The organism is Vibrio sp. M260121 (genome assembly GCF_036533715.1).
Taxonomy (GTDB): Bacteria; Pseudomonadota; Gammaproteobacteria; order Enterobacterales; family Vibrionaceae; genus Vibrio.
The window spans coordinates 1-14,011 of sequence record NZ_JATABF010000023.1; the positions used below are offsets into that span (position 1 = coordinate 1).

Annotated in this window: 9 protein-coding genes; all 9 read left to right on the forward strand. The window is 46.4% G+C overall.

Annotated elements, in window-relative coordinates:
* Positions 1-926: 926 nt before the first annotated feature.
* The 9 genes from QTO06_RS13745 (at position 927) to QTO06_RS13785 (ending at position 13,951) form a co-directional block, all read left to right on the forward strand.
* Positions 927-2,609: an ABC transporter substrate-binding protein gene (locus QTO06_RS13745; protein ID WP_331408522.1), complete on the forward strand. Its 1,683-nt coding sequence runs from the start codon at positions 927-929 to the stop codon at positions 2,607-2,609.
* Between the two features lie 170 nt (positions 2,610-2,779).
* Positions 2,780-3,766 carry an ABC transporter permease gene (locus tag QTO06_RS13750; RefSeq protein ID WP_005425282.1) on the forward strand — a complete coding sequence of 329 codons (987 nt, stop codon included), beginning with the start codon at positions 2,780-2,782 and terminating at the stop codon, positions 3,764-3,766.
* 2 nt (positions 3,767-3,768) lie between these two features.
* A complete protein-coding gene (locus QTO06_RS13755) occupies positions 3,769-4,794 on the forward strand; it encodes an ABC transporter permease (RefSeq protein WP_005446315.1) in 1,026 nt (341 codons plus the stop codon).
* 2 nt (positions 4,795-4,796) lie between these two features.
* On the forward strand, positions 4,797-5,780 hold the full coding sequence (locus QTO06_RS13760) for an ABC transporter ATP-binding protein (protein ID WP_005439411.1): 984 nt from the start codon (positions 4,797-4,799) through the stop codon (positions 5,778-5,780).
* A 48-nt stretch (positions 5,781-5,828) separates the two neighbouring features.
* Positions 5,829-6,824: an ABC transporter ATP-binding protein gene (locus tag QTO06_RS13765; RefSeq protein WP_331408523.1), complete on the forward strand. Its 996-nt coding sequence runs from the start codon at positions 5,829-5,831 to the stop codon at positions 6,822-6,824.
* A gap of 71 nt (positions 6,825-6,895) precedes the next feature.
* The gene (locus QTO06_RS13770) at positions 6,896-8,635 is read left to right on the forward strand and encodes a glycoside hydrolase family 9 protein (RefSeq protein ID WP_331408524.1); all 1,740 of its coding nucleotides are present in this window, start codon (positions 6,896-6,898) and stop codon (positions 8,633-8,635) included.
* Between the two features lie 2 nt (positions 8,636-8,637).
* The gene (locus QTO06_RS13775; RefSeq protein ID WP_331408525.1) at positions 8,638-9,528 is read left to right on the forward strand and encodes an N-acetylglucosamine kinase; all 891 of its coding nucleotides are present in this window, start codon (positions 8,638-8,640) and stop codon (positions 9,526-9,528) included.
* A gap of 8 nt (positions 9,529-9,536) precedes the next feature.
* Positions 9,537-11,456, forward strand: a complete 1,920-nt coding sequence (locus QTO06_RS13780; protein ID WP_077262208.1) for a beta-N-acetylhexosaminidase — start codon at positions 9,537-9,539, stop codon at positions 11,454-11,456.
* A gap of 86 nt (positions 11,457-11,542) precedes the next feature.
* Positions 11,543-13,951 (forward strand): GH36-type glycosyl hydrolase domain-containing protein, encoded by a 2,409-nt coding sequence (locus tag QTO06_RS13785; protein WP_331408527.1) that lies wholly within the window; start codon positions 11,543-11,545, stop codon positions 13,949-13,951.
* Positions 13,952-14,011: the final 60 nt, after the last annotated feature.

Sequence of the window (14,011 nt, forward strand, 5' to 3'; positions counted from 1 at the left end):
GCTTTGGGGCTTTTAAGGATAATCTGGCGCGGATATCATCGTGGAGCGGGGAAGTTAATGTTCCCAACGAGGACTCCGAATACATTAGCGCAAACCAACTCCGTTATTACTAAATTGTAGTTGCAATAACGGGGCGGACCATACATTTTATCCCTGCCTTTATCAATTGCACTACCATGCTTCCCCTTTACTCATAGTAAGAAACAAGCGATTTAGTGTACAGAGCAACGATGAGGCTGAGCATTTAGCGTATAAGAAGCTGGAAGCAAGCTATCAAAAACACGTATGAAGCGCTTAACCAAAGCGATTCCAATACCACACTTTTCATCGTCATTTTTAACTCATAACTTTCTTCAAAAGTGCCTTCAAATCACTTCCTTTCCTGAATAAAAAAAGCATAATCAGCAGCCAAATTTTGCTGTCAAAACTTACTTATTTTTCCTCTACAAGGGAAAATTGAGCAACATTTGATACAGATTGCGAAGTCAATCACAACAGAACGGCAGATTAAATTTCACCTAGTTAATTAACAAAATTTTCAGGTGTGAGCCAGATCGCCAATACCGTACAACAACAGAAAACACTGACTGAAAGATACCAAATGGGTAAGTAACCACTAACACACAATGTTAATCAGGATATAAACTGCGACGCATATCAACGTTTATTTTTTCGCCTAGATTGACTTAAAAACAAGCAAAATGACGTTTATGACGGAGTTGATGTGGTTTTTAACGTTTTTAACGGGAATCGAGTTTGATTATTTTGTGGATAAAGTGTTTTCTTACTCCTGCCTAAGGCCTACAGGCCACTCTTAGAGCGAAACAAATTTAATGTGGAGCGAAGAGGTGGGCCTTGGAGAGTGTTTATCAATTGATGACATTCAATTCCATTAGTGAAATGAAAGCAAATAGTAAGGAACAGCTATGCTTGCCAATATTAAAAAAACAGCACTAGCAACAGCAATTATTGCAACGGCTACTACAGGTTTTGCATCAGTAGCTACAGCCGCTGAGCGCAGTGAACTGACTATCCACCCTAAAGAGTTTACAACTTTTGTTCGTAACTTTAACCCTTTCTTGGGTGCAACAAACCTGCACACAACTACTGACTTTATCTACGAGCCACTAGTTGTTTTCAACGAAATGCACGGCAACACGCCAGTATTCCGTCTAGCAGAAAACTTCCAAATGTCTGACGACCTAATGAGCGTAACTTTCGACATTCGAAAAGGCGTGAAATGGTCTGACGGCGAAAAATTTGATGCAGATGACGTTGTTTACTCTTTCAACCTAGTTAAAGATAAGCCAGAACTAGACCAATCTGGTATCAACTCTTGGGTTACTGCAGTAGAAAAAGTTAACGATTACAAAGTTAAGTTCCGTCTAAAAGAAGCGAACTCAAACGTTCCTTACGAAATTGCTCGTGTACCTGTTGTACCACAGCACGTATGGAGCAAAGTGAAAGATCCAGCGACATTCACGAACGAAAACCCAGTAGGTACTGGTCCATTCACAGTGATCGACACTTTCACTCCGCAACTATACATCCAGTGTGAAAACCCGAACTACTGGGATGCAGCTAACCTAGACGTTGACTGTCTGCGTGTTCCTCAAATCGCGAACAACGACCAGTTCCTAGGTAAGATTGTTAACGGCGAAATGGACTGGACTTCTTCATTCGTTCCAGACATCGACCGCACTTACGCAGCAGCGAGCCCTAAACACCACTACTGGTACCCGCCAGCAGGTACTCAAGCGTTCGTAGTAAACTTCAAGAACCCAGATGCAGCGAAGAACGAAGCACTAACTAACGTTGACTTCCGTCGCGCATTCTCTATGGCTCTTGACCGTCAAACTATCATTGATATCGCATTCTACGGCGGCGGTACAGTGAACGACTTCGCATCTGGTCTTGGCTACGCATTCGAAGCTTGGTCTGACGAGAAGACTCACAACAAGTTCAAGGGTTACAACTCTTACAACGCTGAAGGCGCTAAGAAACTTCTAGCGAAAGCTGGCTTTAAAGATGTAAACAAAGACGGTTTCGTTGATACGCCATCTGGTAAGTCTTTCGAGCTTCTTATCCAATCTCCAAACGGTTGGACTGACTTCAACAACACTGTACAACTTGCTGTTGAGCAACTTGCTGAAGTAGGCATCAAAGCACGTGCTCGTACACCAGATTTCTCTGTGTACAACCAAGCAATGCTTGAAGGTACTTACGACGTTGCGTACACCAACTACTTCCACGGTGCAGACCCATACACTTACTGGAACAGTGCTTACAACTCAGCGCTACAATCTGGTGACGGTATGCCTCGCTTCGCGATGCACTTCTACAAGAACGAGAAACTAGATGGTCTTCTAAACAGCTTCTACAAGACAGCTGACAAGCAAGAGCAGCTAGAAATCGCTCACGGTATTCAGCAAATCATCGCTCAAGACCAAGTTACTATCCCTGTGATGTCTGGTGCTTACATGTACCAATACAACACAACTCGCTTCACTGGTTGGTGGAACGAAGAAAATCCTAAGGGCCGTCCAAACATTTGGGCTGGTATCCCAGAGCGTCTACTTCACGTACTGGACCTAAAACCAGTTAAATAAGTAGAAGTTCATTTCTAGCGGCGCACATCCCGTGTGCCGCCTATAAAAATCCCCTTGTTACTAAACCAACATATGGCGCTCGTCGTCAGGGGATTTTTCGCTCTAAATTTCGCTAGGAGCGACCTGAAACCAGAAACAGGGAAAAAATCTGGGTGAGTAAGGTGTGAGTTATGGGTTATTTTTTAAGACGTTTGTCGTTCTATCTTGTCGCGCTCTTGGTTGCAGCGACGTTAAACTTCATTATTCCGCGAGCAATGCCTGGTGACCCAGTTACCATGATGTTTGCTAACGCATCAGTACAGGTAACGCCAGAGCGAATCGCAGCAATGAAAGAGCTGCTAGGTTTCGTAGATGGTCCAATCTACATTCAGTACCTGTCGTACATCAAAAACATTCTAAGCTGGGAGCTAGGTACTTCTATCCAGTTCTACCCGCTTTCAGTTAACTCTCTACTAGGTGGCGCATTCGGTTGGTCATTGTTCCTAGCAGGTACTGCTGTTGTACTATCGTTCTCGATTGCTTCTGTACTAGGTATCTTCGCAGCTTGGAAACGTGGTAGCCGATACGATGCATTCGTAACACCGGGCACACTGATCATTCAAGCGATTCCACAAATGGTTATCGCGATGCTAGCGCTGTTCATCTTTGCCATCGGTCTTAAGTGGTTCCCATCAGGCTACGCCTACACCCCGGGTACTGTGCCAGATTGGACAAGCTGGGAGTTTCTAAAAGACGTGGGTTACCACGCTATTCTTCCATTGTTCTGTGCGACGATTGTTCAGATTGGTGGCTTCCTAGTAAACATGCGTAACAACATGATCAACCTTCTTGCTGAAGATTACATCACAATGGCAAAAGGTAAGGGTCTGAGTGAAAACCGAGTAGTATTCAACTACGCAGCTCGCAACGCACTTTTACCAAGTGTCACTGCACTTTCAATGTCTCTAGGTATGGCAATAGGTGGTCAGCTAATCATCGAGATGATCTTCAACTACCCAGGTCTAGGTACGGTTCTTCTAAACGCAATTCACGCACGTGACTACCAAGTACTTCAAGGTCAGTTAATCATCATGACGATGTTCATGCTGTGCTTCAACCTAATGGCTGACATGCTGTACATGATTCTAGACCCTCGCCTACGTAAGGGAGGCAAATAATCATGAAAGAACTATTTAAACTGATTTTAGGTAACGCGTTCGCACGTGTTGGTTTGGCAATTATCTCAGTATTCATCTTTGTGGCAGTAGCTGCACCTTTGATTACTCAACACGCACCAGACAAACGTACTGGTAACCCACATGAATACCCGGGCTTTGTTGTAAAACAAGCACAAAACAACCCTGATGGCTGGGTTGCGAAAAACCTAGCAGATGATCGTCGTACGCTGCTTATGTCGAAAAAGGCAGACCACGTTCTAGGTACATCTCGTATGGGTCGTGACATCTGGTCTCAAGTTGCTTACGGCGCTCGAGTATCGCTGGGTGTTGGTTTCGGCGCGGGTATCATCGTGTGTTTCTTAGCAACAGTTATTGGTATCTCAGCAGGTTACTTCGGCGGCCGTGTCGATGACGTACTGAGTGCTGCAATGAACATCATGCTGGTTATCCCACAGTTACCACTACTGTTCGTACTCGCTGCATTTATCGGGGAGGCAGGACCGCTCACCATTGCGTTGATTATCGCCGGGACCTCCTGGGCTTGGGGTGCACGTGTTGTGCGAGCTCAAACCATGGCACTACGAGAAAAAGAATTTGTTAAAGCCGCAGAGGTTCTTGGCGAATCATCCATACGTATCATCTTCGTTGAGATTTTACCAAACCTTATCCCAATCGTAGGCGCAAGCTTCATCGGTTCGGTAATGCTAGCAATCAACACAGAAGCGGTAATTTCGTTCCTAGGTTTAGGCGATGCAAACACTATCAGCTGGGGCATCATGCTGTACAACGTACAGACTTCATCAGCGATGCTTATCGGCGCTTGGTGGGAAGTACTAGCTCCTTGTATTGCACTGACTCTACTGGTGACTGGCCTTGCTCTACTGAACTTCGCAGTCGATGAAATTGCCAACCCGCAGCTTCGTTCTCACAAAGGTATGAAGCGCTGGAAGAAAATGGCAGCACAAGACAAGAAAGAACGTGAGCCAGAATTGGCACCACAAAATGCACTATGGAGCGGAGATAAATAATCATGACTGCACCACTAATTTCTATCCGTAACCTATGCGTGGACTACATTACAGATGCGGGCGATGTCCGCGCCTGTAACAACGTCAGCTTCGACATTGCACCAGGCGAAGTATTTGGCCTAGCTGGTGAATCTGGCTGTGGTAAATCAACCGTTGCATTCTCGCTAATGCGCCTTCATAAGCCGCCAGCGTTTATCACAGGTGGTGAGGTTATTTTCAACGGCGAAGATATCCTTCAATACAGCGATGAGCGTATGCAGTCGTTCCGCTGGAGCGAAATGTCGATGGTATTCCAAAGTGCGATGAACGCTTTGAACCCTGTACTGACGATGGAAGAGCAGTTCTGTGACGTAATCATGCGTCATACCAACATGACTCGCGCTCAAGCCAAAGTACGTGCAGAAGGTCTATTGGAAATCGTAGATATCCACCCTAGCCGTCTGAGCGATTACCCGCACCAGTTCTCTGGTGGTATGCGTCAGCGTCTAGTTATCGCTATCGCTTTGGCTCTGAACCCGAAAATGATCATCATGGATGAACCTACTACAGCACTAGACGTGGTGGTTCAACGTGAAATTCTGCAAAAGATTTACGCGCTTAAAGAAGAATTTGGCTTCTCGATTCTGTTCATCACCCATGACTTGTCATTGATGGTCGAGTTCTCTGACCGCATCGGCATCATGTACTCGGGTGAGCTAATTGAAGTTGCACCTTCTAAGCAAATTTTGGAAAGTCCTTACCACCCTTACACCAAAGGTTTGGGTAGCTCTTTCCCTCCACTAACTGGTCCTAAGACCAAATTAACTGGTATTCCGGGCAACCCTCTGAACTTACTAGAAGTTCCACAAGGTTGCCGCTTCCAAGCTCGCTGTGACCGCGTTCACGAAGCTTGTACACGAGTACCGACTCAGCTACGTCAAATTGAACCTGGTCGTCTCTCAAACTGCCACTTGTACGGCGACACCATTGCTCAAGCTAAGGTTTAACAACAAAAAATAACGCTAGCTAAGAAGAAAATTACACTGGAGAGAATTATGAGCAAACAATTCGGCGAACTGCTGATTGAAGGTAAAAATGTCGTTAAGGACTTCCCTTTAAACAGTAACTCAATCAAGCAATCTAAGATGCGTGCAATCAACGACGTATCTTTCAAAATGTACAAAAGCCGCGGTTTGTCAGTAGTAGGTGAATCTGGTTCAGGTAAATCTACTACCGCAAAAATGATTGCGAAAATGTACGCACCAACGGATGGCATCATCGAGTACAAAGGTCGTGATATCCAAAACATCACCTCTCGTCACGATTTGATGACTTACCGCGAAGGCGTGCAAATGGTATGGCAAGACCCGTTTGGCTCGCTAAACCCAACACACAACATCTTCCACCATATTGCTCGCCCACTGTTGATCCACAAGAAGGTTTCACCGGGCAACAAGAAGGAACTGGAAGAGCGAGTGTACGACCTACTAGAACAAGTTGGTCTGATTCCGCCAAAAGAGACCGCGCAAAAGTTCCCACACCAGCTTTCTGGTGGTCAGCGCCAACGTGTGAACTTGGCTCGTAACATTGCGGTCGGCGCAGAAGTTGTTCTGGCTGACGAACCAACGTCAATGCTCGACGTTTCAATTCGTGCCGGTGTTCTTAACCTGATGGAAGAGATGAAGTTTGAGAAGCAAATGTCTCTGCTTTATATCACTCACGACATCGCAACAGCGCGCTACATCGCTGAAGATCTCGCGGTTATGTACGTGGGCCACATGGTTGAATGGGGTGATACAGAGGAAATCATTCATGATCCTCAACACCCGTACACGCAGCTACTGGTTTCAGCAGTGCCAGATCCATCGAAGTCAATCCACGAGAAACTGAAAGGCAACAAAGGTGAGATCCCACTGTGGACACCAGAATCCGTGGGCTGTCCATTCGCTGGACGCTGTGTTCATGCCACAGAAAAATGTCGCGAGCGACTGCCTGGTGTGACGCAACTGTCCGATAACCACTTTGTTCGTTGTTACTTATTCGAAGATTAATCATAACGAGGGTCAGGTATCAATCTGACCCCTTTTTCCCTTTAGATTTTATTGTTTCCCGGAGAGATTGAATGCTGCTACTGACTAACCACATTGGTTACGAGCGTCTGGGCCCTAAAAAAGCGATAATCCAGACGAGCCGACCACGCCTGTCTTCTTATACGGCTTTGTTGGTATGTGCCGATAGCCATCAAACCGTTGCAACCTTGACGGTAGAAAAGCAAGGCAAAGTAGCGAACTGGCATCAAGGTCATTTCTACCTTATAGATTTTTCTTCATTTAACACTCCAGGTAACTACTACCTCCGTTTCGACCATTTGCGTTCATCTCACTTTGAGATCGGCGAACACATTCTTTTCGATCGCACGCTTTCAGATGTGATCCATTATTTTAAATCGCAACGCTGTGGCGGTATTTTCGATCAACAAGATCGTCAAGCACCACTACTTAACTCTAACGAGACGGCTGATGTTCACGGCGGTTGGTATGACGCATCAGGTGACGTCAGCAAATACCTAAGCCACTTGTCCTATGCCAACTACCTCAACCCTCAACAAACCCCTATGGTGGTTTGGAATATGTTGAAAGGTTTGTCTCTGCTCCAAGGCAACGAGAAACTGGCTAAATTCACAGCAACTCGTCTCATTGAAGAAGCACTATTCGGCGCTGATTTCCTTGTCCGTATGCAAAACGAAAAAGGCTTTTTCTACATGACGGTGTTCGACAAGTGGAGTAAAGATACAGCTCAACGTGAAATCTGCGCCTACGAAACTCAACTTGGTCATAAGTTTGATGACTACCAAGCTGGTTACCGACAAGGAGCCGGCGTTAGCATTGCGGCATTAGCATCAGCAGCACGCCTAGACTTCCACGGTGAGTTCGACCAACAAAAATATCGCAATGCGGCAGAAAATGGCTATTGGCATCTAAAAGAACACAACACCCAATATCTAAACGATGGTGAAGAGAACATCATCGATGAATACTGCGCACTGCTTGCCGCTGTCGAGCTATTCAAAACAACGAAAGAAGCACGCTACCTAGAAGAAAGCCGCTTGTGGGCAAAACGTCTTTCAGCTCGTCAAACAAGTGATGAACACATTCAACACTTCTGGACTGCGAACCAAGATGGCAGTCGACCGTACTTCCATGCAGCCGAAGCGGGGCTTCCTGTTATCGCACTATGTGAGTACTTGTCGATTGAAGACGACTCTGAGCGCGCATCATCAGTAAAACAAACCATCAATAACGCTTGTGAATTTGAAGTTTCTATCACCAACAAAGTGAAGAACCCATTTGGCTACCCTCGCCAATATGTAAAAGGTGTGGATGAAGCCAAACGTGACGCATTTTTCGTGGCGCACAACAACGAGTCCGGTTATTGGTGGCAAGGTGAGAATGCTCGTTTAGGTTCACTGGCAACCATGGCGTATTTAGCACAACCTTTTATCGAGTCAGAAATTCTAAAACAACAGCTTTCTAAACTTGCACAAGATTCTATCAACTGGGTTGTGGGTCTAAACCCGTACGACATGTGTATGTTGGACGGTCATGGCCGCAATAACCCTGATTACCTTCCTCAATATGGTTTCTTCAACGCAAAAGGTGGCGTGTGTAACGGCATCACTGGCGGTTTCGAAGATGAGGAAGACATTGCATTTAATCCACCAGCACAGAAAGACGACATGCTTCAAAACTGGCGCTGGGGAGAACAATGGATCCCGCATGGTGCTTGGTACCTACTCGCCGTAATGAGTCAGGCTCAACACATCTCAACTTTAGCAACCAATCAAGCATTGAAGGAGCAATAAACATGGGGATGTATTTTGTAGGTATTGATGGCGGCGGCACCTCATGTCGCGCTCGTATCAAAGACGCACAAGGCAACTTCATCGGCGAAGCAAAAAGTGGCAGTGCCAACATCATGTTGGGAGCAGAAGTCGCAATGGCATCGATTCTTGAATCCATCGCTTCAGCGGCACAACAAGGCGGTCTAACTCAACAAGACTTTACCTCGATGCACGTTGGCTTAGCACTTGCGGGCGCTGAACATAAAACTTCTTGGCAAGCATTCATGGCTTTAGAACACCCATTTGCCAGTATGACACTCAACACTGACGCATACGGTGCTTGTATCGGCGCACACAATGGTGAAGATGGCGCAATCATGATTGCTGGAACCGGTTCTTGCGGCATTTTCCTTAAAGGCCTTGAGCAACATGTCGTCGGTGGGCGTGAATTCCCAATCTCAGATCAAGGTGGCGGTGCAGTCATGGGGCTGCGTCTGATCCAACAAGTATTACTAGCAGAAGATGGCATCCGTGAAAAAACACCTCTAGCCGCACACGTCATGAATCATTTTGAAAATGACGTCGACAACGTGGTGGCGTGGTCTAAACAGGCTTTGCCTCGCGATTACGGTCAATTTTCTCCTGCTATTTTCCAACATGCAGAACAAGGTGACATGTTGGCAATAGAAATGCTTAAGCAAACCGCAGCGGATATTGAGATGTTTTTAGTGGCTTTGAATAAGCGCGGTGCAACTCGTATTTGTTTGATGGGTAGCATTGCTGAGCGAATCTTGCATTGGTTATCTCCACCGGTCCAACAATGGGTGGTAGAGCCTCAGTTTGATGCGATTGAAGGAGCCATTATGTTTGCTGGCAAACCAGAGCATAACCTTTACTCAGTGAGTGTCGAGTAGGAGTGAAGATGGAATACCGTGTTGATTTAGTGGTCCTTTCTGAGCAAAAACAAAACTGCCGCTTCGGACTCACCTTTCATAACTTGAGTGACCAAGACCTAAACAGCTGGAGCTTAACTTTTGCTTTTGATCGCTACATCCTTCCTGATAGCGTTTCAAATGGCCACCTGACTCAAGTTGGTAGCTTTTGTACGCTCAAGCCTGAGGGCATGGTACTGGCAGCCAACCACCACTATTACTGTGAATTTAGTATTGGCTCCAACCCATTCCGTTATTACTCGGATGGCTTTAACGAAGCGATGATCGACTTTGTGGTTGATGGTACTCCTCAACGTGCACAAGTGGACGTCACTCCTATCGTTCTCGCTTCACCGTATCGTGAACGCAGTGAGATTCCAGCAAGCTTGACACATGCTCAACCTTTACTGCCTAAGCCAAATCATATTGAAGTCAGCGATCACTCTTTTACCTTTGACGAGCAAGCTGGTGTCGCGATTTATACCGACTTAGCCACTTCTGCCAAATCGTGGTTACAGGATGAGTTAAAGCGAATCTATCAATTTGAGCTACCTTCTTCAAACAGCGGAAAAATCCTGTTCAAAAGTAATCCAACCTTGGATGAAGGCACCTACAAGCTAAAAGTCTCTGAAGAGTCGATCAAGATCGAAGCTGGCTCTTCGTCAGGTTTTACTCATGCTTGCGCGACCTTATTGCAACTTCTAAAACGAGACGAAACGACCAATACCATGGACGTGGTGTGTTGCTCTATTAAAGACAGCCCTCGTTTTCGCTACCGCGGCATGATGCTGGACTGTGCTCGCCATTTCCATTCAGTTGAGGAAGTAAAACGTCTGATCAACTTGTTGGCGCATTACAAGTTCAACACGTTCCATTGGCATCTCACTGATGATGAAGGCTGGCGCATCGAGATCAAATCTCTGCCTCAGCTTACGGATATTGGTGCATGGCGCGGTATTGATGACACCATCGAACCGCAATACACCCATTTATCTCAACGCTACGGCGGCTTCTATACGCAAGAAGAAATCAAAGACGTTATCGAATTTGCAGCGCAACGCGGCATCACCATCATTCCTGAAATTGATGTTCCTGGTCATTGCCGCGCGGCAATCAAGTCTCTACCACATCTATTGGTTGAAGCAGAAGACACCACTGAGTATCGCAGTATTCAGCACTACAACGACAACGTCATCAACCCTGCTCTGCCGGGTAGTTACGAGTTTATAGACAAGGTACTTGAAGAAATCGCAGCTCTCTTCCCTGCCCCATATGTTCACATTGGTGCAGACGAAGTGCCTAATGGAGTCTGGTCGAAAAGTCCTGCTTGCCAAGCGTTTATGGAGCAATTGGGTTATACCGATTACAAAGAACTGCAAGGCCACTTTCTACGTCATGCAGAAGACAAACTGCGCAAACTGGGTAAACGCATGCTGGGTTGGGAAGAAGCTCAACACGGCAACAAGGTCAGTAAAGATACGGTGATCTACTCATGGCTAAGCGAAGAAGCAGCATTGAACTGTGCTCGCCAAGGCTTTGATGTAGTGCTGCAACCTGCACAAACCACTTACTTAGATATGACCCAAGACTACGCACCTGAAGAACCGGGCGTGGACTGGGCAAACCCACTGCCACTAGAAAAAGCTTACAACTACGAGCCGTTAGCAGAAGTCCCTGCCGACGACCCAATCAGAAAACGCATCTGGGGCATTCAAACCGCTCTATGGTGCGAAATCATCAACAACCCATCGCGCATGGACTACATGATTTTCCCTCGCCTAACTGCCATGGCAGAAGCATGTTGGACTGAAAAACAACACCGCGATTGGACCGACTATTTATCACGTTTGAAAGGCCACCTTCCTCTGCTCGACTTGCAGGGAGTGAATTACCGTAAACCGTGGAAGTAATACCAAGCTAGATGCCAACGCATCGAGCTTAGAGAGTTTTTAAATTTTTGGCTGCAGGCGCAGCTTAGTAAAAAGGAAATACACAAATGAAATACGGCTATTTCGATAACGAGAATCGCGAATACGTCATCACTCGCCCTGACGTACCAGCACCATGGACAAACTACCTAGGTACTGAGAAGTTCTGTACGGTTATCTCGCACAACGCGGGTGGCTACTCGTTCTACAACTCTCCAGAATACAACCGTGTTACTAAATTCCGTCCAAATGCGACATTCGATCGCCCAGGACACTACGTTTACCTACGTGATGATGAGACAGGTGATTACTGGTCAATCTCTTGGCAACCAGTTGCGAAGAGCCTAGACGAAGCAAACTACGAAGTTCGTCACGGTTTGTCTTACTCTAAGTTCAAATGTGAATACAGCGATATTACCGCGACGAAAACACTGTTCGTGCCAAAAGGCGAAGACGCTGAAATCTGGGACGTTGTGATTAAGAACACCTCCGACAAACCACGTACGATCAGCGCATTCTCATTTGTTGAGTTCTCATTCAGCCACATTCAATCTGATAACCAAAACCATCAGATGTCTCTGTACTCAGCAGGTACGGCTTACAATGAAGGCGTGATTGAGTACGACCTGTACTACAACACGAATGATTTCGAAGGTTTCTACTACCTAGCTTCAACATTTGACCCAGATTCATACGACGGTCAACGTGACAGCTTCCTTGGCCTGTACCGTGACGAAGCAAATCCGCTAGCGGTAGAACAAGGTAAGTGTTTCAACACAGCACAAACGTGTTACAACCACTGTGGCTCTCTGCACAAACAATTCACTATCCAGCCGGGTGAAGAAGTTCGTTTTGCTTACATTCTAGGTATCGGTAAAGGCAACGGTGAGCGTCTACGAGCTAAGTACCAAGACCTTGCAGAGGTCGACAATGCATTTGCAGGCATCAAAGCACACTGGGATGAGCGTTGTGGCAAGTTCCAAGTGAAATCGCCAAACGAAGGTCTAGATACCATGATCAACGCTTGGACACTGTACCAAGCAGAAACTTGTGTGGTGTGGTCTCGTTTTGCTTCGTTCATCGAGGTGGGTGGTCGTACTGGCCTTGGTTACCGCGATACAGCTCAAGATGCAATCTCAGTCCCTCATGCTAACCCAGCAATGACGCGTAAACGTATCGTTGACCTGCTGCGCGGCCAAGTGAAAGCGGGTTACGGTCTACACCTATTCGATCCAGATTGGTTCGATCCAGAGAAAGCTGACGTTAAACCATCGAAATCACCAACAGTTGTTCCTACTCCGTCTGATGAAGACAAGATCCACGGTATTGAAGACACGTGTTCTGATGACCATCTATGGCTAGTTCCAACCATCTGTAAGTACGTGATGGAAACCGGTGAGCACAGTTTCTTTGATGAAGTGATCCCTTACGCAGATGGCGGTGATGCGAGCGTTTATGACCACATGAAAGCTGCGCTAGACTTCTCTGCGGAGTACGTGGGTCAAACCGGTATCTGTAAAGGTCTGCGTGCGGACTGGAACGACTGTCTAAACCTAGGTGGTGGTGAATCTTCAATGGTGTCGTTCCTACACTTCTGGGCACTGCAAGAGTTCATCGACCTAGCAAAATACCTAGGTAAAGAAGCCGACGTTGAGAAATACACGGAAATGGCAGCAAACGTTCGTGAAGCGTGTGAAACACACCTTTGGGATGATGAAGGCGGTTGGTACATCCGTGGTCTGACGAAGAATGGCGACAAGATCGGTACAGCGCAACAAGCGGAAGGCCGAGTACACCTTGAGTCAAACACGCTTGCAGTACTTTCTGGTGCGGTATCTCAAGAGCGCGGCGAAAAAGCGATGGACGCGGTCGACGAGAACCTGTTCTCTGAATACGGCCTTCACCTAAACTCACCATCTTTTGCAACACCAAATGATGACATCGGCTTCGTAACTCGTGTTTACCAAGGCGTAAAAGAGAACGGTGCAATCTTCTCGCATCCAAACCCATGGGCTTGGGTAGCAGAAGCGAAACTGGGTCGTGGTGACCGTGCAATGAAATTCTACGATGCACTCAACCCATACAACCAAAACGACATCATCGAAAAACGTATTGCAGAACCATACTCATACGTGCAGTTCATCATGGGTCGTGACCACCAAGACCACGGTCGTGCAAACCACCCATGGTTAACAGGTACATCTGGCTGGGCTTACTTCGCTGTTACCAACTTTATCCTTGGTGTGCGTACAGGCTTTGATGGCCTGACTATCGACCCATGTATCCCAACGAACTGGCCTGGTTTCGAAGTGACTCGTCAATGGCTAGGTGCAACGTACAACATCAAAGTGGTTAACCCTGATTCAGTAAGCAAAGGCGTTAAGTCAATTACTGTGAACGGTGAAGCAGTAAATGGTGCCTCTGTACCAGTTCAAGCGCAAGGTTCAGTAAACGAAGTTATCGTTACTCTAGGTTAATCATCTTTTAGGGGAGTTCTTCTCCCCTTTTGATTTATCCGATGCACTTGAGTTTTATGA

What these genes read in the sequence shown, in the direction of transcription:
- QTO06_RS13745 (WP_331408522.1), top strand. Translation starts at nt 927, where the DNA reads ATGCTTGCCAATATTAAAAAAACAGCACTAGCAACAGCAATTATTGCA.
- QTO06_RS13750 (WP_005425282.1), top strand. Translation starts at nt 2,780, where the DNA reads ATGGGTTATTTTTTAAGACGTTTGTCGTTCTATCTTGTCGCGCTCTTG.
- QTO06_RS13755 (WP_005446315.1), top strand. Translation starts at nt 3,769, where the DNA reads ATGAAAGAACTATTTAAACTGATTTTAGGTAACGCGTTCGCACGTGTT.
- QTO06_RS13760 (WP_005439411.1), top strand. Translation starts at nt 4,797, where the DNA reads ATGACTGCACCACTAATTTCTATCCGTAACCTATGCGTGGACTACATT.
- QTO06_RS13765 (WP_331408523.1), top strand. Translation starts at nt 5,829, where the DNA reads ATGAGCAAACAATTCGGCGAACTGCTGATTGAAGGTAAAAATGTCGTT.
- QTO06_RS13770 (WP_331408524.1), top strand. Translation starts at nt 6,896, where the DNA reads ATGCTGCTACTGACTAACCACATTGGTTACGAGCGTCTGGGCCCTAAA.
- QTO06_RS13775 (WP_331408525.1), top strand. Translation starts at nt 8,638, where the DNA reads ATGGGGATGTATTTTGTAGGTATTGATGGCGGCGGCACCTCATGTCGC.
- QTO06_RS13780 (WP_077262208.1), top strand. Translation starts at nt 9,537, where the DNA reads ATGGAATACCGTGTTGATTTAGTGGTCCTTTCTGAGCAAAAACAAAAC.
- QTO06_RS13785 (WP_331408527.1), top strand. Translation starts at nt 11,543, where the DNA reads ATGAAATACGGCTATTTCGATAACGAGAATCGCGAATACGTCATCACT.